The organism is Leifsonia sp. SIMBA_070 (assembly GCF_046534635.1).
Lineage (GTDB): Bacteria > Actinomycetota > Actinomycetes > Actinomycetales > Microbacteriaceae > Leifsonia.
On the sequence record NZ_JAWRYK010000001.1, the window covers coordinates 756,381 to 780,765 of the forward strand.

At 71.9% G+C, this 24,385-nt stretch carries 25 protein-coding genes; 20 read left to right on the top strand and 5 right to left on the bottom strand.

The genetic code is table 11. The features are described 5' to 3' along the window. Positions 1-14 precede the first annotated feature (14 nt). Together SB754_RS03390 and SB754_RS03395 are read right to left on the bottom strand one after the other, a co-directional pair. On the bottom strand, positions 15-1,811 hold the full coding sequence (locus SB754_RS03390; protein ID WP_410780946.1) for a gamma-glutamyltransferase family protein: 1,797 nt from the start codon (positions 1,809-1,811) through the stop codon (positions 15-17). A 3-nt stretch (positions 1,812-1,814) separates the two neighbouring features. After that, positions 1,815-2,201: a DUF1844 domain-containing protein gene (locus SB754_RS03395; protein WP_410780947.1), complete on the bottom strand. Its 387-nt coding sequence runs from the start codon at positions 2,199-2,201 to the stop codon at positions 1,815-1,817. Positions 2,202-2,468: 267 nt separating this feature from the next. Between SB754_RS03395 and infC the strand changes: the two genes are divergently transcribed. From infC to rplT, 3 genes are read left to right on the top strand one after another with little or no spacing between them, the layout of a single operon-like run. Next, a complete protein-coding gene (infC, locus tag SB754_RS03400; protein ID WP_410783249.1) occupies positions 2,469-3,125 on the top strand; it encodes a translation initiation factor IF-3 in 657 nt (218 codons plus the stop codon). Then, positions 3,125-3,319 carry a 50S ribosomal protein L35 gene (gene rpmI / locus SB754_RS03405; protein WP_410780948.1) on the top strand — a complete coding sequence of 65 codons (195 nt, stop codon included), beginning with the start codon at positions 3,125-3,127 and terminating at the stop codon, positions 3,317-3,319. The genes infC and rpmI overlap by 1 nt, the downstream gene beginning before the upstream one ends. Before the next feature lie 40 nt (positions 3,320-3,359). Beyond that, on the top strand, positions 3,360-3,752 hold the full coding sequence (gene rplT / locus SB754_RS03410) for a 50S ribosomal protein L20 (RefSeq protein ID WP_410780949.1): 393 nt from the start codon (positions 3,360-3,362) through the stop codon (positions 3,750-3,752). Positions 3,753-3,899: 147 nt separating this feature from the next. Here rplT and SB754_RS03415 read toward each other — a convergent pair whose 3' ends face one another. Then, on the bottom strand, positions 3,900-4,790 hold the full coding sequence (locus SB754_RS03415; RefSeq protein WP_410780950.1) for an aldo/keto reductase: 891 nt from the start codon (positions 4,788-4,790) through the stop codon (positions 3,900-3,902). A 77-nt stretch (positions 4,791-4,867) separates the two neighbouring features. On the opposite strand from SB754_RS03415, the gene SB754_RS03420 reads away from it, so the two are divergent. The 12 genes from SB754_RS03420 to SB754_RS03475 all read left to right on the top strand — a co-directional run bounded on the left by SB754_RS03420 (position 4,868) and on the right by SB754_RS03475 (position 17,915). Continuing rightward, positions 4,868-5,449: a TetR/AcrR family transcriptional regulator gene (locus tag SB754_RS03420; protein ID WP_410780951.1), complete on the top strand. Its 582-nt coding sequence runs from the start codon at positions 4,868-4,870 to the stop codon at positions 5,447-5,449. Between the two features lie 32 nt (positions 5,450-5,481). After that, on the top strand, positions 5,482-6,282 hold the full coding sequence (locus SB754_RS03425; RefSeq protein WP_410780952.1) for a TrmH family RNA methyltransferase: 801 nt from the start codon (positions 5,482-5,484) through the stop codon (positions 6,280-6,282). A gap of 86 nt (positions 6,283-6,368) precedes the next feature. Next, the gene (gene pheS / locus SB754_RS03430) at positions 6,369-7,409 is read left to right on the top strand and encodes a phenylalanine--tRNA ligase subunit alpha (RefSeq protein ID WP_410780953.1); all 1,041 of its coding nucleotides are present in this window, start codon (positions 6,369-6,371) and stop codon (positions 7,407-7,409) included. Further along, entirely contained in the window at positions 7,409-9,952 is a 2,544-nt protein-coding gene (gene pheT, locus SB754_RS03435) for a phenylalanine--tRNA ligase subunit beta (RefSeq protein WP_410780954.1), read from the top strand. The genes pheS and pheT overlap by 1 nt, the downstream gene beginning before the upstream one ends. A 301-nt stretch (positions 9,953-10,253) precedes the next feature. Further along, the gene (locus SB754_RS03440; protein ID WP_410780955.1) at positions 10,254-11,381 is read left to right on the top strand and encodes an N-acetyl-gamma-glutamyl-phosphate reductase; all 1,128 of its coding nucleotides are present in this window, start codon (positions 10,254-10,256) and stop codon (positions 11,379-11,381) included. Continuing rightward, entirely contained in the window at positions 11,378-12,532 is a 1,155-nt protein-coding gene (gene argJ / locus SB754_RS03445; protein ID WP_410780956.1) for a bifunctional glutamate N-acetyltransferase/amino-acid acetyltransferase ArgJ, read from the top strand. The genes SB754_RS03440 and argJ overlap by 4 nt, the downstream gene beginning before the upstream one ends. Before the next feature lie 20 nt (positions 12,533-12,552). Then, positions 12,553-13,452, top strand: coding sequence for an acetylglutamate kinase (gene argB / locus SB754_RS03450; RefSeq protein ID WP_410780957.1), 900 nt, complete (start codon positions 12,553-12,555; stop codon positions 13,450-13,452). Further along, complete coding sequence (locus SB754_RS03455; protein ID WP_410780958.1) at positions 13,449-14,687, top strand: acetylornithine transaminase; 1,239 nt, start codon at positions 13,449-13,451, stop codon at positions 14,685-14,687. The genes argB and SB754_RS03455 overlap by 4 nt, the downstream gene beginning before the upstream one ends. Positions 14,688-14,748: 61 nt before the next feature. Further along, the gene (gene argF / locus SB754_RS03460) at positions 14,749-15,687 is read left to right on the top strand and encodes an ornithine carbamoyltransferase (RefSeq protein ID WP_410780959.1); all 939 of its coding nucleotides are present in this window, start codon (positions 14,749-14,751) and stop codon (positions 15,685-15,687) included. After that, positions 15,684-17,162, top strand: a complete 1,479-nt coding sequence (gene argH / locus SB754_RS03465) for an argininosuccinate lyase (protein WP_410780960.1) — start codon at positions 15,684-15,686, stop codon at positions 17,160-17,162. Before argF ends, argH begins: the two co-directional genes overlap by 4 nt. Further along, positions 17,162-17,284 (top strand): hypothetical protein, encoded by a 123-nt coding sequence (locus SB754_RS03470; protein WP_410780961.1) that lies wholly within the window; start codon positions 17,162-17,164, stop codon positions 17,282-17,284. The genes argH and SB754_RS03470 overlap by 1 nt, the downstream gene beginning before the upstream one ends. Position 17,285: 1 nt before the next feature. Then, positions 17,286-17,915, top strand: coding sequence for a DNA-3-methyladenine glycosylase (locus SB754_RS03475; protein WP_410780962.1), 630 nt, complete (start codon positions 17,286-17,288; stop codon positions 17,913-17,915). 25 nt (positions 17,916-17,940) lie between these two features. On the opposite strand, the gene SB754_RS03480 is transcribed toward SB754_RS03475, so the two are convergent. Then, positions 17,941-18,543, bottom strand: a complete 603-nt coding sequence (locus SB754_RS03480; protein WP_410780963.1) for a hypothetical protein — start codon at positions 18,541-18,543, stop codon at positions 17,941-17,943. Continuing rightward, on the bottom strand, positions 18,540-19,169 hold the full coding sequence (locus tag SB754_RS03485; protein ID WP_410780964.1) for a DNA-binding protein: 630 nt from the start codon (positions 19,167-19,169) through the stop codon (positions 18,540-18,542). Before SB754_RS03485 ends, SB754_RS03480 begins: the two co-directional genes overlap by 4 nt. 162 nt (positions 19,170-19,331) lie before the next feature. Between SB754_RS03485 and tyrS the strand changes: the two genes are divergently transcribed. The 5 genes from tyrS to recN all read left to right on the top strand — a co-directional run bounded on the left by tyrS (position 19,332) and on the right by recN (position 24,383). Beyond that, a complete protein-coding gene (tyrS, locus tag SB754_RS03490) occupies positions 19,332-20,651 on the top strand; it encodes a tyrosine--tRNA ligase (RefSeq protein WP_410780965.1) in 1,320 nt (439 codons plus the stop codon). Between the two features lie 14 nt (positions 20,652-20,665). Beyond that, a complete protein-coding gene (locus SB754_RS03495) occupies positions 20,666-20,824 on the top strand; it encodes a hypothetical protein (RefSeq protein ID WP_410780966.1) in 159 nt (52 codons plus the stop codon). Then, the gene (locus SB754_RS03500) at positions 20,811-21,611 is read left to right on the top strand and encodes a TlyA family RNA methyltransferase (protein ID WP_410780967.1); all 801 of its coding nucleotides are present in this window, start codon (positions 20,811-20,813) and stop codon (positions 21,609-21,611) included. Before SB754_RS03495 ends, SB754_RS03500 begins: the two co-directional genes overlap by 14 nt. Before the next feature lie 98 nt (positions 21,612-21,709). Next, on the top strand, positions 21,710-22,627 hold the full coding sequence (locus SB754_RS03505) for an NAD kinase (RefSeq protein WP_410783250.1): 918 nt from the start codon (positions 21,710-21,712) through the stop codon (positions 22,625-22,627). After that, entirely contained in the window at positions 22,620-24,383 is a 1,764-nt protein-coding gene (recN, locus tag SB754_RS03510) for a DNA repair protein RecN (protein WP_410780968.1), read from the top strand. The genes SB754_RS03505 and recN overlap by 8 nt, the downstream gene beginning before the upstream one ends. Positions 24,384-24,385: the final 2 nt, after the last annotated feature.

Consider the following 24,385-nt stretch of genomic DNA (forward strand, 5'->3'; position numbering starts at 1 on the left):
GGCGAACGCGGCCGTCAGCGTCCCGCCGCGTACCCCTGCATCCCGCGCGGGTTGGCTGCGGCGCTGAGCACGCCCGTCTGCGGGTCGCGTCCCACCGACGAGAGCCGGCCGAGCGACCAGTCGCCCGCCCGTGTCACGCGGTGGCCGCGCGACTCCAGCTCGGCGATCACCTCGTCGCCGAGCCGCGCCTCCACCACTGCTCCGGCGGGCACCCAGGTGCGCGGCCAGAACGACTCCGCGATGGAGGTGGTGTGCAGCGCCGGCGCGTCGATCGCCTGCTGGGGCGTGTAGCCGCCCACCAGTGTGCGGAGCAGGTAGAGCAGCTGCCACTGGTCCTGCTGGTCGCCTCCCGGCGAGCCGAGCGCCGTCACCGGCACGCCGTCCCGGAGCACCAGGGTCGGCGTCAGCGTCGTCCGCGGGCGCTTGCCGGGGGTCAGAGTGGAGGCGGATCCAGGCTCCAGCCAGGTCATCTGCAGGCGGGTCCCGAGGCAGAAGCCGAGCTCGGGGATGGTCGGCGACGACTGCAGCCAGCCCCCGGAGGGCGTCGCCGAGACGATGTTGCCCCAGCGGTCGATCACGTCGATGTGGCACGTGTCGCCTCGGGTCTCGCCGCTCCGCGAGACCGTCGGCTCGCCGACGCCCTCCGCCGCGACGCCGCTGGGCGGGGTGTACTCGGTGCGCAGCGGCGGCAGGAACGGCTCGGCGCCCGGGATGCGCCCAGGACGGAACTCGGCGGACGCGCGCTCCCCGATCAGCGACCGGCGCTCGGCGGCGTAGCCGGGGGAGAGGAGGGTGTCGAGCGGCACGCCGGCGTCGCCGAAGTAGGCGTCGCGGTCGGCGTAGGCCAGCTTCTGCGCCTCCAGGATGGTGTGGGCGCCGAGCGCGGTCGACGGATCGAGGTGCGCGTCGTCGAAGCCGTCCAGGATGGCCAGCGTCGCGAGCAGCGCCGGCCCCTGGCCCCAGGCGCCGGTCTTCGCGAGGGTGTGGCCGCGGAACTCCAGCGTTACCGCATCCTCGTACCCGGCCCGGTACGCCGCGAAGTCGTTCTCGGCGATGACGCCGGCGTGGTCGCCGCCGTCGGAGTGCCGGTGCGGCGTGCGGACGAACGCGGAGGCCGCCTGCGCGACGGTGCCGGTTGCCCACTCCCTCCGCGCCGCCTCGATGCGCTCCTCGCGCGTCGCCGCGGCGTCGCCCGCTCCGATCAGCCCGCGCAGCACCCGCGCATAGGCCGGGTTCGTGATCAGCTCGCCGGGCTCCGGGATGCGGCCCCCGGGCATCCAGTGCTCGGCGGAGGTGGGCCAGTGCTCGGCGAACAGCGGCGCGACCGTGCGGATGGTCGCGCACACCCGCTCCAGCACCGGGTGGCCCTCCTCGGCGTACTCGATCGCGAACGCGAGCACGTCCGACAGTTCCCAGGTGCCGTGGTCCTTCAGGAGCAGCAGCCAGGCGTCCACGGCGCCCGGCACCGCGGCGGCCAGGGATCCGGAGCCGGGAACCAGCTCGAGCCCCTCCGCTCGGTAGTGCTCGGGAGTCGCGGCGGCCGGAGCGGGCCCCTGGCCCGACAGCACGACCGGCGTCGGGTCGCCCGCCGTCGCGAACAGGGCGACCAGGTCGCCGCCCGGCCCGTTCAGGTGCGGCTCCACCACGTGCAGGACGAATGCCGCCGCGACGCTCGCGTCGAAGGCGTTGCCGCCCCGCTCCAGCACGGCCTGCGCGCTGGCCGTGGCCAGCCAGTGCGTCGACGCGCTCATGCCGAAGCGGCCCTGCAGGGTCGGCCGGGTGGTGAAGGCGGGAGCCGGGGTGAAGCCCATGGCTCAGCTGACCGGTCCGGTGTACTTCTCGCCGGGGCCCTTGCCGATCTCGTCCGGGATCGCCGAGGCCTCGCGGAAGGCGAGCTGCAGAGAGCGGAGGCCGTCGCGCAGGCTGCGCGCGTGCTGGTCGCCGACGTGGGGCGCGCTCGCGGTGACCAGCCCGGCCAGGGCGTCGATCAGCTTGCGCGCCTCATCCAGATCGGTCTGGTGCTCCGGGTCGTCGGCGAGGCCGCACTTCACGGCTGCCGCGCTCATCAGGTGCACGGCGGTGGTGGTGATCACCTCGACGGCGGGCACCTCCGCGATGTCGCGGGTGGCCTCGGCGACGCCCTCCTGGTCGTCGCGCTGGTGGTCGCCGGAGGCGTCGAAGGTGAAGGATGTGTCGCTCACTGCTTTCCTCTGTTAGAATCGTTCGGGCTCCGGGACTTCTGTCCCGGTACGAAAGTGGAGATTCCTCCCACCCGCGCTTGACCGTTTTACAGGTTACCGGGTTGTTGCACTCCGCCACCGCGTGCGAACGCGGGGGTAGTCAGGGTGCTGTACCAGGCTTGCGATCGTCAGATCGCAGGCCGTGCTGGTGCGTGGAACCTCCTCTTTCGCCGGACCGTCACCGACAGTCCGTGGCCGAGAGCAATCGCTTGATCAGAGGAGACAGACATCAGCGATCCCCGTACGAATGACCGTATCCGCGTCCCCGAAGTTCGACTCGTCGGCCCCAGCGGTGAGCAGGTCGGTGTCGTCAAGATCGAGGTCGCACTGCGACTCGCGCAGGAGGCAGACCTCGACCTGGTCGAAGTCGCGCCCAATTCCAAGCCGCCGGTCGCCAAGATCATGGACTACGGCAAGTTCAAGTACGAGGCTGCGCAGAAGGCCAAGGAGGCCCGGCGCAACCAGGCGAACACCATCCTCAAAGAGGTGCGGTTCCGCCTCAAGATCGACAAGCACGACTACGAGACCAAGCGCAAGCGCGCCGAGGGCTTCCTGAAGTCCGGCGACAAGGTCAAGGCGATGATCCTCTTCCGCGGCCGCGAGCAGTCGCGTCCGGAGCAGGGCGTCCGCCTCCTGCAGCGCTTCGCAGAAGACGTCGCCGAGCTCGGCACCGTGGAGTCCAACCCCACGATCGACGGCCGCAACATGGTGATGATCATCAGCCCGCTCAAGAACAAGTCCGAGGCCAAGGCCGAGGCCAATGCAGTACGTGCCGCATCCAAGGCGCGCGCCCAGGGGCGCGACCAGGATGAGGTTGCTGAGACAGCCGACGCTGCTCAGTCCGACGAGAGTTCGCCCGCCCAGGCGACGAACGAGGAGAAGTAATGCCCAAGCAGAAGACCCACTCCGGCGCCAAGAAGCGCTTCAAGATCACCGGCAGCGGCAAGGTCATGAAGCAGCAGTCCGGCATGCGCCACAACCTCGAGGTCAAGTCCACGAGCCGCAAGCGCCGGCTGAACGCCGAGCAGGTCGTCCCCGAGGTGGACGCCAAGGTCATCCGCCGGATGCTCGGCAAGTAACCCGTACGCAGACTTCTAGAAGCACGAAGGAAATCGACTAATGGCAAGAGTGAAGAGGGCCGTCAACGCCCACAAGAAGCGTCGGGTCATCCTCGAGCGCGCCGAGGGCTACCGCGGGCAGCGGTCGCGCCTCTACCGCAAGGCCAAGGAGCAGGTCACCCACTCGCTCGTCTACGCCTACCGTGACCGCCGCCAGAAGAAGGGCGACTTCCGCCGCCTCTGGATCCAGCGGATCAACGCCGCCTCGCGTGCGAACGGACTGACCTACAACCGCTTCATCCAGGGCCTCGGCCTCGCGGGTGTCGAGGTCGACCGTCGCATCCTCGCCGACCTGGCCATCACCGAGCCCGCGACCTTCGCGGCCCTCGTCGAGACGGCCCGCAAGGCGCTCCCGGCCGACACCTCGGCTCCCAAGGCGGACGCCGCGGCGTAACCCGCACCTCCACGAACGGCCCGGTCGACACGTCGACCGGGCCGTTCTGCGTGTCTCGGGTCAGCGGCCCGTCCGCGAGTGCGGTGCGGCGGAACGAGTGCGGTGCGGCGCGCACCCGCAGTTGCACCGCGGCGCCGCAGTAGTGCCTCACTCGGTCGGCGCGACGGCGTCCAGGGCGGCGAGGTGGGCGGGGGTGAGGGCGACGCTGCCGGCGGCGACGTTCTCCTCGAGGTGCGCGACGCTCGCGGTGCCGGGGATGAGGAGGGTGTTCGGCGCGTGCGCGAGCAGCCAGGCCAGCCCGACCTGCGCGGGGGAGGTGCCCGTCTCGGCGGCCACGCGGCGCACCTCGGGGTCGTCCGCGACCTTCGGGAACTGCGGGAATCCGCTTCCGAGCGGGAAGAACGGCACCCAGGCGACGCCTTCCGCGGCGCACAGCGCCAGGGTGTCCTCGAACTCGCGGTTCAGCAGTGAGTAGGCGTTCTGCACGCACACGATCCCGGCGGGGAGGGCGCGGCGCACGGTCTCGGTCCGCACGGCGCTGAGCCCGATCCCGCCGATCAGCCCCTCGTCGCGGAGGGCGATCAGTTCGGCGAGCTGGTCGTCGAGGTCGGGGATCTCGTCCTCCGGAAGCTGGAGGCCGGGACCGACTTCGGGCCGGCGCAGGTTGACCACGTCGATCCGGGAGCGTCCGAGTGACCGGAGGTTGTCCTCCACCTGGGCGCGCAGGTCCTCCGGCCGCTGGGCGAGTGCGATGGGAGTCGGTCCCTCGGAGCGCACGGCGCCCACCTTGGTGACGATCGCGACGGAGTCCGTGTCACCGAACGCGCGCCGGAGGATGTCGTTCGAGACGCTGCGGCCGTAGAAGTCGGCCGTGTCGATGTGGTCGACGCCGAGTTCGGCCACCTGCCGCAGCAGCGCGACTCCGGACTCCCGATCGTCCTCGTAGCGCTCGAGGGACATCGCGCCGTAGCCGATGCGTGCGACCTCCCGGCCGCCCAGTGGGAACGTCCCGCCGGGGCGGGTGGTGGTGTCCGTCATGTCTCCTCCTAGACTGTACGAAGCGGAGGAGCCTCCGCTCGCCCTGACCGTACCACTTAACCGGAGGTGCCTCCACTTTGAGCGCCGATCCCGTCGCCGCCGCTGAGCGCAGACCGCGGGCCGATGCGGCCAGGAACCGGTCCGCCATCCTCGATGCCGCGCGCGCCGCGTTCACGACGACCGGCCCCGAAGCCTCGCTGGAGGGCATCGCCCGGGCGGCCGGCGTCGGCATCGGGACGCTGTACCGCAACTTCCCGGCCCGGGAGGACCTGGTCGCCGCCGTCTACGAGAACGAGCTGAGCGCCGTGCTCGCGCGCGCCGGCTCCCTCCTCGACGAGTACGAGCCGGAGGACGCCCTCCGCGCCTTCATGCGCCTCTACTCCGGCTTCATCGCGACGAAGCGGGGGATGGCCGAATCGCTGCGCGCCGGCGGGGAGCGGACCGCGGCGGCGTCGGCGTGCACCCGGCAGCGGGTCGACGGCGCCATCGCCCCGCTGCTCGCGGCCGGGGTGTCGCGCGGTATCTTCCGTGGCGACGTGTCCGCCGACGACGTCACGGCGGCGATGGTCGGCGTGTTCCTCACCACCGCGGGAAGCAGCGACGACGGGCAGACCGACCGGCTGCTGGACCTCGTCGTCCGCGGGCTGCGCGCACGGTGACCTGAGGCCTCCCCGCACCCTAAGCTGGTGCCATGCTGGACAACCCGCGCTCGCCGCGCGTCAGGGCCGTCGCCAAGCTCGCCAAACGCTCCGCCCGTGCAGAGACCGGACTGTTCCTGCTGGAGGGGCCGCAGGCCGTCTCCGAAGCCCTCACCTTCCGGCCGGAGCTGGTCGTCGACCTGTTCGCGACGCCGACGGCGCTCGAGAAGCACCCAGAGATCGCCCGTGCGGCCGCCGACGCCGACGTGGAGGCCGAGTACGTCTCCGAGCACGTGCTCGACGCCATGGCCGACACGGTGACCCCGCAGGGCTTCGTGGCCGTCGCCCGGCAGTTCCCGGTCTCGATCCGGGAGATCTTCGACGCTTCCGTGAAGCTGGTCGCGGTCCTCGAAGAGGTGCGCGACCCGGGCAACGCCGGCACGATCATCCGCGCTGCCGACTCGGCAGGCGCGGACGCCGTCGTGCTCACCGGCCGCACCGTCGACCTGTACAACCCCAAGGTGGTGCGCTCGACGACGGGATCGCTGTTCCACCTCCCGGTCGCCGTCGGCGCCGACCTCGCCGATGTGGTGGGCCGCGCCCACTCCGCCGGGCTGCAGGTGCTCGCCGCCGACATCAAGGGGGAGGACCTCCTCGCGGCCCGTCGCGACGGGGAGCTCGCCCGGCCGACCGCGTGGGTCTTCGGCAACGAGGCGCACGGTCTGGAGGACGACCTCCTGGGCCTCGTCGACCGCGTCGTCACCGTCCCGATCTACGGACGTGCCGAGTCCATGAACCTCGCGACCGCCGCGTCGGTCTGCCTCTACGAGTCGGCGTTCGCGCAGCGCGCCTGAGCGGATCCCTCCACACCCTTCACGGCTCTCCACAGTCCGGCACCGGGTCGGGGAGCCGTCGCATGCGCCGACTAGACTGGGTGACCGTGTCAGATACCACGGAGATCACCGAATCCGCGGTCGAGGCGGCTGTCGGCGCGGCCCTCGCCGCGATCGATGCCGCGCACGACTCGGCGGCGCTGAAAACGGTGCGCCACGACCACGCGGCCGAAGGCTCGCCGCTCGCGCGCCTCAACGCGAGCATCCGCTCCCTCCCGGGCGACCAGAAGGCCGCGGCGGGCAAGCTCGTCGGCGGCGCTCGCGCCCGCGTCAACCAGGCGTTCACGGCGAAGGAGGCCGAGATCGCCGCCGCGGAGGAGGCCGCCCAGCTCGCCGCAGAGGCGGTCGACGTGACGGCGCTCCCGTCCCGCTGGACCCCCGGCGCCCGCCACCCGCTCAGCCTCCTGCAGGAGCGCATCGCCGACATCTTCGTCGGCATGGGCTGGGAGGTCGCAGAGGGGCCGGAGCTCGAGAGCGAGTGGTACAACTTCGACGCGCTCAACTTCGACGCCGACCACCCGGCGCGCGCGATGCAGGACACCTTCTTCGTCGAGCCGACCGACGCGCACCTCGTGCTCCGCACGCACACGTCGCCGGTGCAGCTGCGCGCCCTCCTCGGCGACGAGCTGCCGGTGTACCGGATCGCGCCGGGCCGCGTGTTCCGCACCGACGAGTTCGATGCGACGCACCTCCCGGTGTTCCACCAGACCGAGGGCATCGCCGTCGACAAGGGCCTGACGATGGCGCACCTGCGCGGCACGCTCGACCACTTCGTCAAGACGCTGTTCGGCGACGAGGCCAAGGTGCGCTTGCGCCCCAACTACTTCCCGTTCACCGAGCCGAGTGCCGAGCTCGACCTCTGGCACCCGACCTTCAAGGGAGGCGCGCGCTGGATCGAGTGGGGCGGCTGCGGGATGGTGAACCCGAACGTCCTGCGGTCGGCGGGCATCGATCCCGACGTCTACTCGGGCTTCGCGTTCGGCATGGGCGTCGAGCGCGCCCTGATGTTCCGGAACGACGTCAAGGACATGCGCGACATGGCCGAAGGCGATGTCCGGTTCTCCCAGCAGTTCGGAATGGTGGTCTGATGCGCGTCCCCCTGAGTTGGCTCGGCGAATTCGTCGACCTCGAGCCCGGAACGACCCCGGAGGAGGTGCACGCCGCCCTCGTGTCCGTCGGGCTCGAAGAGGAGGACATCCACACGTTCGACCTCAGCGGGCCGATCGTCGTCGGCCAGGTGCTCTCGTTCGTCGAGGAGCCGCAGAGCAACGGCAAGACCATCCGCTGGTGCCAGGTGCGGGTCGCGCCCGAGGGCCAGAAGGCCGCCGACGGCGGCGCCGACGTCCGCGGGATCGTCTGCGGCGCCCGCAACTTCTTCGAGGGCGACAAGGTGGTCGTGACGCTGCCCGGCTCCGTGCTGCCCGGACCGTTCCCGATCGCTGCGCGCAAGACCTACGGGCACGTGTCCGACGGCATGATCGCGTCGGCGCGCGAGCTCGGGCTCGGCGAGGACCACGACGGCATCCTGCGCCTGACGACGCTCGGTCTCGACCCGGAGGTCGGCGCCGACGCGGTCGCCCTGCTCGGGCTGGACGACGCCGCTGTCGAGGTCAACGTCACGCCCGACCGCGGGTACGCGTTCTCGGTGCGCGGCATCGCCCGCGAGTACTCGCACGCCACCGGAGCGGCCTTCCGCGACCCTGCGGACGCGGTCGCGGTGGCCGTGGGGGACCACCCCAGCGGCTTCCGTGTGACGATCGACGACGACGCGCCACTCCGCGGCAACGTCGGCGCCAGCGTCTTCGTGACACGCGTCGTCCGCGACGTCGACGGATCGCGACCGACACCGGCGTGGATGATCGCCCGGCTCAAGCTCGCCGGCATCCGATCGATCTCGCTCATCGTCGACATCACGAACTATGTGATGCTCGAGCTGGGCCAGCCCATCCACGGGTATGACCTCGACCGGCTGTCCGGCGGCATCGTCGTGCGCCGTGCGACGCCCGGCGAGACCCTGGTGACGCTCGACGACCAGACGCGGAAGCTCGACCCGGAAGACCTCGTGATCGCCGACGACTCCGGCGCGATCGGCCTGGCCGGCGTCATGGGCGGAGCCTCCACCGAGATCCGCGCCGAGACGCGCAACGTGCTGATCGAGGCGGCGAACTTCGACCCCGTGTCGATCGCGCGCACCGCCCGCCGGCACAAGCTTCCCAGCGAGGCATCGAAGCGCTTCGAGCGCGGCGTCGACCCGCAGGTCGCCGTCGCCGCCGCGGCGCGCGTCGTGCAGCTGCTCGAGCAGCTGGCCGGCGGTCGTCCCGACGAGCTGGGCTCGCTGCTCGACGCCTCGGTCACGGCGGAGCCGATCGGCCTGCCCGAGGGCTACATCGCATCGCTCATCGGCGTCGCCTTCAGCGACGACGAGGTCCGCGGTGCGCTGGCGGAGATCGGCGGAACGGTGACCGAGACGGCCGGAGGCCTCCTCGTCGCCCCGCCGACCTGGCGTCCCGACCTGCGCGACAAGTCCGACCTCGCGGAGGAGGTCGCCCGGATCGTCGGCTACGACCGCATCCCCTCCGTGCTGCCCGTCGCCCCGCCCGGCCGCGGCCTCAGCCGTGAGCAGCGCCTGCGCCGAGCGGTCGCGCAGACGCTTGCGGACAACGGCGCCACCGAGGTGCTGTCGTTCCCGTTCGTGGAGGAGGCGCAGAACGACCTCTTCGGCTCGGCGGAACCGGGCGGGCGCGTTCCCGCTGTCCGCCTGGCGAACCCGCTGGACGCGACCGCGCCGTATCTGCGCGTCTCCCTGCTTCCGGGGCTCCTCGACGTGGCCAAGCGCAACCTGGCCCGCGGTCTGGTCGACCTGCGCGTGTACGAGCTGGGCACCGTCTTCCGTCCGGCCGAGGGCTCGCTGGGCAGCGAGACGCTGCCGCCGGGGGCCGCGCTCCCGGGCGCGGACGTGCTCGCCGGACTGAACGCCGGTATCCCCGCCCAGCCGCGGTATGTGGCAGGGCTTGTCGTCGGCGACGTGGTCGGCAAGCAGCCGGGCGTTCCCGCCGTTGCGGCCGGCCTGGCCGACGCGCTCGACATGGTCCGCCAGACGGCGGCCGCCGTCGGGGTGACCGTCGACGTCGAGCAGTCCTCGCACCAGGCGCTCCACCCCGGCCGCACGGCGCAGCTCGTCGCGCTCGGCGCCGACGGCTCCCACACGCCGGTCGGCGTCGCCGGCGAGCTGCTGCCCGCGCTCGCCCACGAGCTCGACCTTCCGCGCGTGGTCGCGGTGTTCGAGCTCGACCTCGACGCGCTGGTCTCCGTCGCTCCCGCGGACGTGGTCGCAGGCGTCATCGCCGGCTTCCCGGCCGCGACCCAGGACCTGTCGCTCGTGGTCGGCGCAGAAGTGCCCGCGGGCGAGGTGCTGCGCGCGGTCCGCGAGGGCGCGGGCCCGCTGCTGGAGGGCATCCACCTGGTCGACGACTACCGCGGTGCGGGCATCCCGGAGGGGCGCAAGAGCCTCACCTTCGCGCTCCGCTTCCGCGCCGACGACCGCACCCTCACGGCGGCCGAGGCCACCGAGGCGAAGCTCGCCGGTTCCGCCCGAGCCGGCGACCTGTTCGGCGCGACCATCCGCGAGTAGCGGCCGCACCGCATCTAGTGGTCCCGACATGCCGTCACCCCTCGCGGCGAGACGGCATGTCGGGACCATTGGTTTCTGCAGACGCGGATTTGGCGGGGGCCGGGGAGGGCGCGCTAGGGTTGTCCCATGCTTTCCGTCCGGTGCACCGACTCGACGCGTGCGGCTTTCGCCGCCCGCGCCCTGCGCCGACGCCTGCGCGACCGCCGAAGCTAGGCGGCGTTCCGGGCGGTCCTCGTGCAGTGGATCGACGTGGGCGCCGCCGTCGCCGAGACAACCGTCGTCCACTCGAAAAGGAACAAGCATGACTTTCTCGGTCGCTGTCGCAGGCGCATCCGGATACGCGGGCGGTGAATTGCTGCGCATCCTCGCCGGACACCCCGACTTCGAGATCCGCACGGTCACCGCGCACCAGAACGCCGGTCACCCGCTGATCGCCCACCAGCCGCACCTGCGCTCCCTCGCGCACCTGACCCTGCAGGAGACCACTGCGGCGAACCTCGCCGGCCACGACGTGGTGTTCCTCGCGCTCCCGCACGGCGCCTCCGGCGAGATCGCCGCCCAGCTCCCCGATGACACCGTCGTGGTCGACTGCGGCGCCGATCACCGGCTGGAGGACCCGGCCGACTGGGCGGCGTTCTACAGCGGCGAGCACTTCGGCGCCTGGGCATACGGCGTTCCGGAGCTGCCACTGGCCGCAGCAGCGACTGCGGGCGACACCGCCGCCGCAGCGAGCGACACCGCAGGCGACACCGCCGCTGCTGCAAACACCACCGCCGCCGCCCCCAAGCAGCGCACCGCCCTCCTCGGCGCGCGCCGCATCGCCGCTCCCGGCTGCAACGCCAGCGCCGTCTCGCTCGCGCTCGCCCCGGGCATCCAGGCGGGGCTGGTCGAAGAGCAGGACATCGTCGCCGTCCTGGCCGTCGGCCCGTCGGGCGCGGGCAAGTCGCTCAAGACGATGTACCTCGCCAGCGAGATCCTCGGCTCGGCCAACCCGTACGGGGTGGGAGGGACGCACCGGCACATCCCGGAGATCCAGCAGAACCTGCGGAAGTCGGGCGCCACCGCCCCGACCATCTCGTTCACCCCGGTGCTGGTGCCGATGTCGCGCGGCATCCTCGCCACCTCCACCGCCCGGGTGAAGCCGGGAGTGACGACCGAGCAGGTGCAGGCGACGTGGGAGGCCGCCTACGCCGGCGAGCCGTTCGTCCAGGTGCTGCCTGCCGGGACCCTGCCACGCACGGCCGACGTGCTCGGAGCCAACACGGTCCTGATCGGCGTCGCGCTCGACGAGGCGGCCGGCCGCGTCGTCACGGTGCTCGCCCTCGACAACCTGTACAAAGGGACGGCCGGAGCGGCCATCCAGTCCGTCAACATCGCCCTCGGCCTCGACGAGACCGCGGGCCTGACCGTGAACGGAGTCGCGCCGTGAGCGTCACCGCCGCATCCGGATTCGCCGCAGCCGGGGTCGTCGCCGGGCTGAAGGCCAGCGGCAACCGCGACCTGGCCCTGGTGCACAACCGCGGCCCTCTGAACTCCGCAGCCGCCGTCTTCACCACCAACCGCTGCAAGGCCAACCCGGTGCTGTGGAGCGAGCAGGTCATCCAGGACGGCGTCGTCTCCGCGATCGTGCTCAACTCGGGCGGCGCGAACTGTTACACCGGCGCGCAGGGCTTCCAGACCACGCACGCCACGGCGGAGGCCGTCGCGTCGCACCTGGGCATCTCCGCCGGGGACGTGCTGGTCTGCTCCACCGGCCTGATCGGCGAGCAGCTTCCGCTGGACGCCCTGCTGGGCGGCGTGAAGACGGCGGCCGCAGCGCTCGCTCCCGACGCGGGGCTCGGCGCGGCTCAGGCCATCATGACCACGGACACCCGCCCCAAGGAGGCCGCCCACCGGTCGCCGGCGGGCTGGACGGTCGGCGGCATGGCGAAGGGCGCCGGGATGCTCGCGCCCGGGCTCGCCACCATGCTGGTCGTGCTGACGACCGACGCAATGCTCACCTCCGAGCAGCTGGATCGGGCCTTGCGCGCGGCGACCCGCGTCACCTTCGACCGCCTCGACTCGGACGGCTGCATGTCGACGAACGACACGGTCGCCCTGCTCGCCTCCGGGGCGAGCGGCGTGGAGCCGGGGGAGTCCGAGTTCGCCGACGCGCTGACGGAGGTCTGCCGCGACCTGGCCGAGCAGCTCCAGGGCGACGCCGAGGGCGCATCGCACGACGTCGCGATCGAGGTCGTCAACGCCCGCAGCGAGGAGGACGCAGTGACGGTCGGCCGTGCCGTGTCGCGCAGCAACCTGTTCAAGGCGGCCATCTTCGGGAACGACCCCAACTGGGGCCGGGTCCTGGCCGCCGTCGGCACCACCGACGCCGAGTTCGACCCGTACGGCATCGACGTCGCGATCAACGGCGTCCAGGTCTGCACGGCGGGGGAGCCGGACCAGCCGCGCGAGCTCGTCGACCTGACCCCGCGGGCGGTGCACGTCCTGATCGACCTGCACGCGGGCGACGAGACGGCGACCATCCTGACGAACGACCTGACGCACGACTACGTCCACGAGAACAGCGCGTACGCGAGCTGATGGCGATGACGGAGTCCCTGATGACCGACGAAGCGGCCGCCGACCACGAGGCGGCGGCGACCAAGGCTGCGACGCTGATCGAGTCGCTGCCCTGGCTGAAGACGTTCCACGACCAGATCATCGTGGTGAAGTTCGGCGGCAACGCCATGGTGAGCGAGGAGCTGCAGCGCAGCTTCGCCGAGGACATGGTCTACCTGCGCTACGCGGGCATCCGCCCGGTCGTCGTGCACGGCGGCGGACCGCAGATCTCGGCGATGCTCGACCGTCTCGGCATCGACTCCGAGTTCCGCGGCGGCTACCGGGTGACCACGCCCGAGGCGATGGAGGTGGTGCGGATGGTGCTGACCGGACGCATCAACCGCGACATCGTCGGCAACATCAACAAGCACGGACCGCTGGCCGCCGGCCTTTCGGGTGAGGACGCCGGACTGTTCCAGGGCCGCCGTCGCGCTGCGGTGATCGACGGCGAGGAGGTCGACCTCGGCCTGGTCGGAGACGTCGTCGCGGTCGATCCGGAGGCGGTGCTCACGCAGCTGGCGGCGGGTCGCATCCCTGTCGTGTCCTCCATCGCGCCGGATATCGACGACGCCGGCCAGGCGCTCAACGTGAACGCTGATGCGGCGGCCGCCGCGCTCGCCGTCGCGCTGGGAGCCGCGAAGCTGGTCATCCTGACCGACGTCGCGGGTCTCTACCGCGACTGGCCGAACCGCGACTCGCTGCTGTCGAAGATCGAGGCGGACGACCTCCGGGAGCTGCTCCCGTCGCTGGAGTCGGGCATGATCCCCAAGATGGCGGCGTGCCTGGATGCGGTGGACGGCGGAGTGGCGAAGGCTGCGATCATCGACGGCCGGATCGCGCACTCCATCCTGCTGGAGGTCTTCACGCAGTCCGGAATCGGGACGGAGGTGGTGCCCGCGTGAGCGAGGCACTGGAGGAGAACGTGAACGGGCAGATCGATACGGCGCAGTGGCGGGACGGCGCCTGGAAGGCGCCGTTCGGCGAATCCATCATGCGGACCCTGGCGACGCCGAAGCGCATGCTCGTGCGCGGCGAGGGCTGCCGCGTGTGGGACATCGACGGCAGGGAGTACCTCGACTTCCTCGCCGGGATCGCCGTCAACGCGCTCGGCCACGGGCATCCCGCGCTGGTCTCGGCGGTGAGCGCCCAGATCGGGACGCTGGCGCACGTCTCGAACTACTTCTCGACGCCGTCGCAGCTGGAGCTGGCGCAGCGACTGCGCACCATCACGGGAGCCGGAGAGGGCGGCCGCGTGCTGTTCGGCAATTCGGGCGCCGAGGCGAACGAGGCCGCGTTCAAGCTGGCGCGCCTCAACCGCGGTCCGCACGGCCGCCGGACCCGGGTCCTCGCCCTCCACAACTCGTTCCACGGACGCACCATGGGCTCGCTCGCGCTCACCGGCAAGCCGCCGATGCGGGAGCCGTTCGAGCCGCTGCCCGGTGGCGTCCAGCACATCGACTCCACCATCCACGCCCTGGAGGCGGCGATCGACGACCGCGTCGCCGCCCTCTTCGTCGAGCCGATCAAGGGGGAGGCCGGCGTGCTCGACCTTCCGGCCGGCTTCCTGCAGCGGGCGCGGGAGCTGACGGAGCAGCACGGCGCCCTCCTGGTCGTCGACGAGATCCAGACCGGCATCGGCCGCACGGGGAAGTGGTTCGCCTTCCAGCACGACGGCATCGTCCCGGATGCGGTCACTGTCGCCAAGGGCCTGGCCGGCGGTGTGCCGATCGGAGCGCTGGTGACCTTCGGCCGCGCCTCCGACCTCTTCACCCAGGGTCAGCACGGTTCCACCTTCGGCGGGAACCCGCTCGCGACGACGGCGGGCAACGCCGTCCTCGCCGAGATCGAGCGCGCCGACCTCGTCGGGAACGCCGCTCGGCGCGGCAAGGAGCTGAAGCAGATCATCCGCGAGTTCGACTCGCCCCTGATCGGCGCCGTGCGCGGCCACGGCCTGCTGATCGGGATCGGGCTGACCGACGGCGAGGCGCACCGGCTCTCCGACGCCGCCCTCGACCAGGGGCTCATCATCAACGCGCCGAACGAGTCGAGCATCCGCCTCGCGCCCCCGCTGATCGTGGGTGACGCCGAACTCGCCGACTTCCGCGAACGATTCGGCCGCGCCCTCGCCTCCCTCTGATCCCGACATCCCGTTCTCCGACTCCCGTCCGACGACTTCCGAACAGCACGAAAGGGCCCGCATGACCCGGCACTTCCTCCGCGACGACGACCTCTCGCCCGCCGAGCAGGCCGAGGTCCTCAGCCTCGCGGCCGACCTCAAGCGCGACCGCTTCTCGGCGAAGCCGCTCGCCGGTCCGCAGACCGTCGCGGTGATCTTCGACAAGACCTCCACCCGCACCCGCGTCTCGTTCGCCGTCGGGATCGCCGACCTCGGCGGCAGCCCCCTGATCATCCAGAGCGGCGAGAGCCAACTCGGCGGCAAGGAGTCGCTCGCCGACACCGCGCGCGTACTGGAGCGGATGGTCGCCGCCATCGTCTGGCGCACCTATGCGCAGTCGGGGCTGGAGGAGATGGCCGAGGGCACGCGCGTCCCCGTCATCAACGCGCTGTCGGACGACTTCCACCCGTGTCAGATCCTCGCCGACCTGCTGACCGTGCGCGAGCACAAGGGGCGCACCGCCGGCCTGACGATGAGCTACTTCGGCGACGGCGCCAACAACATGGCGCACTCCTACCTGCTCGGCGGGGTGACCGCGGGCATGCACGTCCGCATCGCCTCCCCGGCCGCATACGCGCCCGCGGAGGCGATCGTCGCCGACGCCCGGGCGATCGCGGAGCGGACCGGCGGCTCGGTCGCCGTGCTCACCGACCCGGCGGAGGCGGCGGCCGGCGCGGACGTCGTCGTCACGGACACCTGGGTGTCGATGGGCAAGGAGGACGAGAAGGCCGAGCGCGTCGCCGTCTTCGGCGACTACACCGTCGACTCGCGGCTGATGGGCCTCGCAGCCCCGGACGCGGTGTTCCTGCACTGCCTCCCCGCGTACCGCGGCTACGAGGTGAGCGCCGAGGTGCTCGACGGCCCGCAGTCGGTCATCTGGGACGAGGCCGAGAACCGCCTCCATGCGCAGAAGGCGCTGCTCGCCTGGCTGCTGGAGAAGAACACGGAGGCCGCAGCATGACGGACAGCACCGAGAACGGCGGCGTCGGCGCAGGCGCCGGCGTCGGCAAGACCGGCGAGGGCTCGCTCTGGGGCGCCCGGTTCGCCGGCGGCCCGTCGCCCGAACTCGCCGCGCTCAGCAAGTCGACCCACTTCGACTGGGAGCTCGCGGCCTACGACATCGCAGGGTCACGTGCCCACGCGCGCGCCCTCGCGGCCGCCGGCTACCTCACGGCCGAGGAGCTCGACGGGATGCTGTCCGCGCTCGACGCGCTGGACCGCGACGTCGCCTCCGGCGCCTTCAGCGCCGCCGAGACCGACGAGGACGTGCACGGCGCCCTAGAGCGCGGGCTGATCGAGCGGGCGGGCGCCGACCTCGGCGGCAAGCTGCGCGCGGGCCGCAGCCGCAACGACCAGATCGCGACGCTCATCCGGCTGTACCTCCGCGACCATGCGGGCGTCATCGCCGAGCAGCTGATCGCGCTGGTCGACGCCATCGCGTCACAGGCGGGCGCACATCCTCACGCCGTCATGCCCGGGCGGACGCACCTGCAGCACGCGCAGCCCGTGCTCCTGGCCCACCACCTGCTCGCGCACTGTTGGCCGCTGGTGCGGGACCTCGACCGGCTGGCCGACTGGGATGGCCGCGCCAACGTGTCGCCGTACGGCTCGGGGGCGCTCGCCGGGTCGACGCTTGGCCTCGACCCGCTGCTGGTCGCCCGCGAGCTGGGCTTCGCCCGCAGCTCCGAGAACTCGATCGACGGGACGGCAGCACGCGACGTCGTGGCGGAGTTCGCCTTCGTGGCGGCGCAGATCGGCGTCGACCTCTCCCGGTTCGCCGAGGAGATCATCCTGTGGAACACGCGCGAGTTCGGCTTCGTCACCCTCGACGACTCCTACTCGACCGGCTCGTCGATCATGCCCCAGAAGAAGAACCCGGACATCGCGGAGCTCGCCCGCGGCAAGGCCGGCCGGCTGATCGGCAACCTGACGGGGCTGCTCACCACCCTCAAGGGGCTGCCGCTCGCGTACAACCGCGACCTCCAGGAGGACAAGGAGCCGGTCTTCGACTCGGTCCGCACCCTCGAGACCGTGCTGCCCGCGTTCACCGGGATGGTCGCGACCCTGCGCTTCCACACGGACAGGATGGCGGAGCTGGCGCCCCAGGGCTTCTCGCTCGCCACCGACGTGGCGGAGTGGCTGGTGAAGCAGCACGTGCCGTTCCGCACCGCCCACGAGCTGAGCGGGAGCCTGGTGCGCGTCGCCGAGGGGAACGGCCTGGAACTGCACGAGGTCTCCGACGAGCAGCTGGCCGCGATCTCGCCGCTGCTCACACCGGAGGTGCGCTCGGTGCTGTCGGTGCAGGGTTCGGTCGGCAGCCGCGACGGCGTGGGCGGCACCGCTCCCGCTCGCGTCGACGAGCAGCTCGCCGCGCTCACCGAGCAGGTCCGCCAAGCCGCCCTCGGCCTCCACGCCTCCCGAAGGGACCTCGTCTGATGGCCCGATTCCAGCCCGAGCGGAAGCATCCGTGGATCATCCCGACGATCGTCGTGGTCGCCGTCGCGGTGGTCGTGGTCGGGCTGATCGTGGCAGTCGCCGCGGGCGGCCGGATCTTCTGACGTGACCCTGTACCGGCCAGCGCGCGAGGAGTTCCTGGCATCGTCGCTGGAGGTGGCCCCGCGCCTCCTCGGCGCCGTGCTCCGGCACGACTCTCCGGACGGGCCGGTCGCCCTGCGCATCACCGAGGTGGAGGCCTACATCGGCGACGGCCTCGACCCCGGGTCGCATGCCTTCCGCGGCCGGACCAAGCGCAATGCGGTCATGTACGGGCCACCCGGGCACCTGTACACGTACTTCACGTACGGGATGCACGTGTGCGCGAACATCGTCTGCTCGCCGGAGGGCGAGGCGTCGGCCGTTCTCCTCCGCGCCGCCGAGGTGGTCGAGGGGGAGGAGCTGGCAGAGCTGCGCCGCGTCGGGGGAAGCGGGAGGCGCATCCCGCACCGCGACCTGGCGCGCGGACCGGCGCGGATGGTCGTCGCTGCCGGGATCGTCCTGGCGGATGACGGCGCCGACCTGTTCGCCCCGCCGTTCGAGCTGCTGCTGCCGACCGAGCAGGCCCCGTACGCGACCGGCCCGCGGACGGGCGTCTCGGGCGCCGGGGGTGGACTCGCGTTCCCGTGGCGGTACTGGCTCGCGGACGACCCGACTGTCTCGCCCTACAAGCGGCACCCGAAGTCGCACGACTGACGGGCGCAGCGGTCGCCGCCTCGGCTCAGCCCGCGACGATCCGGAAGGTCCCCGCGCAGACGCACGCCCAGACGATGCTCGTGAGCGTGCCGATAAGGAACCGTTCGCGCGCCTCCGGCTGCTCCAGCTCGGTGAAGCGGCCGACGCCCTTGATGGCGATCAGGACTGCGAGCCCCTCCGGGAATCCGGCCATGATCGTGCCGGCCGCCGCGAACCGTTCCAGCAGCCCGATGGTCGTGCCGCCGCGGAGCACTTCACGCGTCGTCACGCCCTCCGGGGTGAGTGCGCGCACCAGGATGCCGCCGTGCGCGCTGGGCTCGGTCGTGCTGCGCGTCGCGAGGGCGAGCACGAGCTGGGAGGCCGGCCAGCCCCCGAGCACCGCGAGCGCCAGCGCCACGAGCCCGATCAGGAGGCGGAACGCGAGCGGTGCGTGCTGCGCGGGGAGGAGCACGACGATGAAGGACGCCGCGAGCAGGCCGGCCGCGCAGTACACGAGAGGGCGCCGCGGCGTGCGAAGGGTCGCGACGATGCAGCCGAGCGCGGCGACCAGCATGAGGAGCGCCAGGACCCAGAGCGCCCGGGGGAGCGCCGGTCCGAGCAGTGCGGCGATCGGCGGCCAGCTCGTCATGCGTCCTCCTCGGGGTCGGGCGCACCGGTCTGCCGAGCATCGGCGCGCGCCAACAGCCTAGTCAGCGCCGGGATGGCCGCGAACTCGACCCGCAGACCGGCAGCCCGTGCACGGTCGCTGGCGGACTGCGGGGTGATACCCAGCCGGGCTCCCGCTTCGGCCTGGGTCAGGCCGGACGAGACCAGGTCGTACAGCTCCCATCCTGCGGCGCTGCGCCCGTCGCGCAGGGTGAGCAGGAGGATGGTGAGCGCCTCCGCATCGGCAGCCGCCTCGGTGTCGACGACGGCCTCCGCAGCGAACCGCGACGCCGCCCGCTTGGCCCGGGTGACGGCGGCGCGGGCGGCGATGAAGGCGTCTCCTGTGGCCTCCCGCGTGTTCTCGGGGAGGGGGAGGCGGACCGTTCCCAGCCCCAGTCCGACGCTCCAGGCGCCCTCCCTGGTCAGGGTGAGGACGAGGTCGAGAGCGGTCGCGGCGTCTTCTGTGGCGACCTGGAGCTCGTCGCCAGCGTTCCGGTCGGGCGCGGCTGCGAGGCGCGGGGCGTAGCGGTCGCGGATGGTGGAAAGCGCGCTTCCGACGAGGTCGGCACGGCGTCTGCTGTCCACCTGGTCGGCGGTCACGACGAACATCGCGGGCTCCTCTCGCTTTTCTTCCGATGGTTCTTCCGGCCGTCAGGGGTGCAGGCCTGATCCCCAGCATATCAGGACTGTGGGCCTGATCATAGTCTCATCAGGGATCCAGGCCTGATCGCCGTTTCAGGGTGGCGCCGAGGCCGCTGCTACCCTGGTCGGGTGTCCGAAACCGCCCTGTCCGGCCTCACCGCGCAGTCCAACGATCCTTCCTTCTCCGACGTCTGGGACGAGCTGAAATGGCGCGGACTCGTTCACGTGTCGACGGATGAGACCGCTCTGAAGGAGCTCCTCAGGGGTGGACCCATCACCTACTACTGCGGCTTCGACCCGACCGCGCCGAGCCTCCACCTCGGCAACCTGGTGCAGCTCCTGACCATGCGCCGCCTCCAGCTCGCCGGTCACCGGCCGCTCGGGCTCGTCGGCGGATCCACCGGGCTCATCGGCGACCCCCGTCCGACCGCCGAGCGGACGCTCAACACCAAGGAGACCGTCGCCGAGTGGGTCGCCTACCTGCAGGCGCAGGTCGCCCGGTTCCTCTCCGACGAGGGCGAGAACGCCGTGCGGCTGGTGAACAACCTCGACTGGACGGCGCCGATGTCGGCGATCGACTTCCTGCGCGAGATCGGCAAGCACTTCCGGGTCGGCACCATGCTCAAGAAGGATGCGGTGGCCGCGCGCCTCAACTCCGACGAGGGCATCTCGTACACCGAGTTCAGCTACCAGATCCTGCAGGGGATGGACTTCCTCGAGCTCTACCGCCAGTACGGCTGCGTGCTGCAGACCGGTGGCAGCGACCAGTGGGGCAACCTCACCAGCGGGACGGAGCTCATCCGCAAGGTGGAGGGCGTCCACGTCCACGCCATCGGCACGCCGCTCATCACCAACAGCGACGGCACCAAGTTCGGCAAGAGCGAGGGCAACGCGGTCTGGCTCGACCCCGCGCTCACGTCGCCGTACGCCATGTACCAGTTCTGGCTGAACACCGACGACGCCGACGTCATCGACCGGCTCAAGATCTTCACGTTCCTGACGCGCGCCGAGATCGAGGAGCTGGAGCGCGCGGTCGCCGAGGAGCCTTTCAGGCGCGAGGCGCAGCGCCGCCTGGCGTTCGAGGTGACCGCGCTGGTGCACGGTGTCGAGGCCACCGAGGCCACCATCGCCGCCGCCCAGGCGCTGTTCGGCCAGGGCGAGCTCTCCGACCTCGACGCCGCGACGCTGGAGGCCGCGCTCCGCGAGCTCCCCAACACCACCCGCACCGAGCCGCACGCCACGGTGGCCCAGACCCTCGTCGACACCGGACTGACCTCCAGCCTCAGCGAAGCCCGCCGAGCGGTGACCCAGGGCGGCGTCTACGTCAACAACGGCAAGGTCGACGACGCCGAGCAGGCCATCGGGGCCGATGTACTCCCCGGCGACCTGGTGGTGCTGCGGCGCGGCAAGAAGACCCTCGCCGGCGTCTTCGTCGCGAGCCGCGGCTGACGTACGGTTGAACCATGTCGGATGAACCGCAGAGCCCGGGCGAGGACGGCCTGGTCGCGCGCCTCGACGTGATCGAGGAGCAGCCGCTCGACGCGCGCGCCGACGCGTACGCGCAGCTCCACGAGCAGCTCCGTCGCACCCTGGAGGGCGACGACGAGCATGGCCGGGGCTGAGCGCCGCCTCGACGTCGCACTGGCCGAGCTGGGCCTGGCGCGGTCGCGCTCGCACGCGGCGTCCGTGATCGCCGAGGGCCTCGTCACGGTGGATGGGCGACCCGCTGTGCGCGCCTCTCTCAAGGTGGGCGACGCGCAGCGCATCGAGGTGGCCGGCGCCGACCACTACGTCAGCCGGGGAGCGCACAAGCTGATCGCAGCGCTCGACGCCTTCGCCGTCGACCCGGGCGGCCGGGTCGCGCTCGACGCGGGCGCCTCCACGGGAGGGTTCAGCCAGGTGCTGCTGGAGCGCGGCGCCGCACGGGTCATCGCCGTCGATGTCGGGCACGGCCAGCTGTCTCCCGCGCTCGACGGGGAGGCGCGGCTGGAGTCCTACGAAGGGGTCAACGTCCGCTCGCTGACCGCCGCCTCCCTCGCCGGGCTGACCGGGGACGACGTGCGCCCGGACCTGGTGGTGGCCGACCTCTCGTTCATCTCGCTGACCCAGGTGCTGCCGGCGCTGGTCGCGACGGCCGTGCGCGGTGCGGACTTCGTCCTGCTGATCAAGCCGCAGTTCGAGGTCGGCAGGCAGGGCATCCGCGAGGGCGTGGTCCGGGATGCGGGCCTCCGCGCCGACGCGGTCTCCGACGTGCTCTGGGCGGCCCACGACGCGGGGCTGGGCACCGCGGGTCTGATCGCCTCGCCGATCGCCGGCGGACACGGCAACAAGGAGTTCCTGGCGTGGCTGCGAGCGGGTGCACCGGACCCGTCCGGGCTCCGGGATGAGGTCGTGCGCGTTTCGCGCTAGGTGAACGTTCTCCACAAACCCGGCCTGCTGGCCTCGTCCTCGGCGAGAAAACAGACAGAATGGGAGGACGGCTTTCGAGAGGAGACGACGTGGCACCGATCGGTGAAGCGACGCGATACATCCTCGTCGTCGCGCACACCGGTCGTCCTGACTCCCTCGAGGCAGGTGTCCGCGTGTCCCGGCAGCTGCTCGACGCGGGCGTCGTCCCGGTTCTGAGCGCCGACGAGCGCAGAGACCTGCTGGAGGCCGACCCGTCGCTCGACGCGGTGCTCGTCCTCGGCGACGACATCGCTCCGAACGAGCTGGAGCTGGTGATCGTGCTGGGCGGTGACGGCACCATCCTGCGCGCCGCCGAACTGGTGCGCGGCTGCTCGGCGCCGCTCCTCGGCGTCAACCTCGGCCACGTCGGCTTCCTGGCCGAGAGCGAGCGCGACGACCTCGAGACCGCGGTCGCACGCGGGCTCGCGAAAGACTACGAGGTCGAGGAGCGCATGACGCTCTCGGCGCGCGTCAAAGTGGGCCGCGAGGTCGTCTACGAGAGCTGGGCGCTCAACGAGGCGACGGTCGAGAAGGCGAGCCGCGAGCGGATGCTCGAAGTGGTCATCGAGGTCGACGGCCGGCCCATGTCGAGCTTCGGCTGCGACGGCGTCGTGATGTCGACGCCGACCGGCTCCACCGCGTACTCGTTCTCGGCGGGCGGCCCGGTCGTCTGGCCGGGCGTCGCCGCCCTCCTGCTCGTGCCGCTCAGCGCGCACGCTCTGTTCTCCCGTCCCCTCGTGGTCGACGCCGACTCGTCGCTCGCGGTCGAGCTGCTCGACCGCGCCGGCGGTGCGGGCATCCTGTGGTGCGACGGCCGCCGCCCGTTCGACCTGCCGCGCGGCGCCCGCGTCGTCGTCCGCCGTTCGCCCATCCCGGTGCGGCTGGCACGACTCCACCCCGGTCCCTTCACCGACCGGCTGGTGCACAAGTTCGACCTCCCGGTCACGGGTTGGAGGGGGCCGGCGGGGCGTGACTGACGTGCGCGGAGGCATCGAGGAGATCTCGATCAAAGACCTGGGCGTCATCGCCGACGCCTCGCTGCCGCTGGGATCAGGGTTCACCGCGATCACCGGCGAGACCGGCGCGGGCAAGACGATGGTCGTGACGGCGCTCGGGCTCCTGCTCGGCGAACGCGCCGACAGCGGAGCCGTCCGCCTCGGCAGCCCGCAGGCCTGGGTCGAGGGTCGGTGGCGCGTGCCGTCGTCGGGTGACGTCGTGGATCGCGTGCGCGACACCGGGGGAGACGTCGACGCGATCGACGCGCACGAGGCCGAACTGGTGCTGAGCCGGTCGGTGTCGGCCGAGGGGCGCTCGCGCGCCGTGGTCGGCGGCCGCAGTGCGCCGGTCGCAGTGCTGACGGAGCTGGGCGAGCAGCTGGTGGTCGTCCACGGTCAGTCGGACCAGATCCGGCTGCGGTCCGCCGTCGCCCAGCGCGCGGCTCTCGACCGCTTCGCCGGCCCGGCCTTCGCCGAGGCGCTCGCGGGGTACGAGCAGGTCTTCCACCGCTGGCGCGACAACCGGGCGGAGCTCGACGACCTGATCGCCGACCAGGACCGCCGTGCGCGCGAGGCCGAGGACCTCCGCGCGGCGATGGCCGAGATCGAGGCCGTCGCACCACAGCCGGGGGAGGACGACGAACTCGCCGAACGTGCCGAACGCCTGACCAACCTGGAGGAATTGCGGCTCGCCGCCTCGGGTGCACGGGAGCTGCTGAGCGCCGAGGAGTCCGAGGGCGCCGACGCGCTGGGCCTGCTCGACAACGCGCGCCGCCAACTGGAGCGGATGGCTCCCCACGACAACGCCCTCCAGCCCCTCGCCGAGTCGGTGGCAGAGGCGAACTACCTCGTCTCCGACATCGCCGCGCAGCTGTCGACCTACCTTGCGGCGCTCGACACCGACGGCGCCCACGAGCTCGACATCGTGCAGGCGCGTCGCTCCGAGCTCGCCGGGTTGGTGCGCAAGTACGGCCCGACGCTCGACGACGTGATCCGCACGCTCGAGACGGGAAGCCTGCGGCTGCTGGAGCTCGACGGCGACGCCGACCGGATCGGCGAGCTCACCCGCGAGGTGGAGGACGACGCCGCGCTCGTCGCCGAGCTCGCCGCCGACCTGAGCGCCGAGCGCACCGCGGCGGCCGCGCGGCTGGCCGAGGCGGTCAGCGAGGAGCTCTCCGCCCTGGCCATGCCGGACGCACGGATCGTCGTCGAGGTCACGCAGCGCGATCCGGAGGACCTCAGCACGTACAGCGCCATGGGCCGCGATCAGGTCGCCATCCTGCTGCAGCCGCACCCGGGCGCCGAACCGCGCCCGCTCGGCAAGGGCGCTTCCGGGGGCGAGCTCTCGCGGGTGATGCTCGCCATCGAGGTCGTCATCGCGGGCAGTGATCCGGTCCCGACCTTCATCTTCGACGAGGTCGACGCGGGCGTCGGCGGAGCCTCCGCCATCGAGATCGGCCGGCGTCTGGCGCGTCTGGCGGAGTCGGCGCAGGTCATCGTCGTGACGCACCTCGCCCAGGTCGCCGCCTTCGCCACCAACCACCTCACGGTCGTGAAGGGCAGCGACGGCGCGGTCACGGCCTCCAGCGTCCGCCGGCTCGACGGCGACGAGCGCATCGCCGAGATGGCGCGTCTGCTCTCCGGCCTGCCCGACTCCGAGAGCGGCCTCGCCCATGCCCGGGAACTGGTCGACATGGCGTCGGCGGCGCGGGACGGGCATCCATCGGTGATAAGCTGAGA

Bases quoted from the DNA above. Each gene is read 5' to 3' on its own strand.
- SB754_RS03390 (WP_410780946.1), bottom strand. From the start codon at position 1,811: ATGGGCTTCACCCCGGCTCCCGCCTTCACCACCCGGCCGACCCTGCAG.
- rpmI (WP_410780948.1), top strand. From the start codon at position 3,125: ATGCCCAAGCAGAAGACCCACTCCGGCGCCAAGAAGCGCTTCAAGATC.
- rplT (WP_410780949.1), top strand. From the start codon at position 3,360: ATGGCAAGAGTGAAGAGGGCCGTCAACGCCCACAAGAAGCGTCGGGTC.
- SB754_RS03415 (WP_410780950.1), bottom strand. From the start codon at position 4,790: ATGACGGACACCACCACCCGCCCCGGCGGGACGTTCCCACTGGGCGGC.
- SB754_RS03425 (WP_410780952.1), top strand. From the start codon at position 5,482: ATGCTGGACAACCCGCGCTCGCCGCGCGTCAGGGCCGTCGCCAAGCTC.
- pheT (WP_410780954.1), top strand. From the start codon at position 7,409: ATGCGCGTCCCCCTGAGTTGGCTCGGCGAATTCGTCGACCTCGAGCCC.
- SB754_RS03440 (WP_410780955.1), top strand. From the start codon at position 10,254: ATGACTTTCTCGGTCGCTGTCGCAGGCGCATCCGGATACGCGGGCGGT.
- argB (WP_410780957.1), top strand. From the start codon at position 12,553: ATGACCGACGAAGCGGCCGCCGACCACGAGGCGGCGGCGACCAAGGCT.
- argF (WP_410780959.1), top strand. From the start codon at position 14,749: ATGACCCGGCACTTCCTCCGCGACGACGACCTCTCGCCCGCCGAGCAG.
- argH (WP_410780960.1), top strand. From the start codon at position 15,684: ATGACGGACAGCACCGAGAACGGCGGCGTCGGCGCAGGCGCCGGCGTC.
- SB754_RS03470 (WP_410780961.1), top strand. From the start codon at position 17,162: ATGGCCCGATTCCAGCCCGAGCGGAAGCATCCGTGGATCATCCCGACG.
- SB754_RS03480 (WP_410780963.1), bottom strand. From the start codon at position 18,543: ATGACGAGCTGGCCGCCGATCGCCGCACTGCTCGGACCGGCGCTCCCC.
- SB754_RS03485 (WP_410780964.1), bottom strand. From the start codon at position 19,169: ATGTTCGTCGTGACCGCCGACCAGGTGGACAGCAGACGCCGTGCCGAC.
- SB754_RS03495 (WP_410780966.1), top strand. From the start codon at position 20,666: ATGTCGGATGAACCGCAGAGCCCGGGCGAGGACGGCCTGGTCGCGCGC.
- SB754_RS03500 (WP_410780967.1), top strand. From the start codon at position 20,811: ATGGCCGGGGCTGAGCGCCGCCTCGACGTCGCACTGGCCGAGCTGGGC.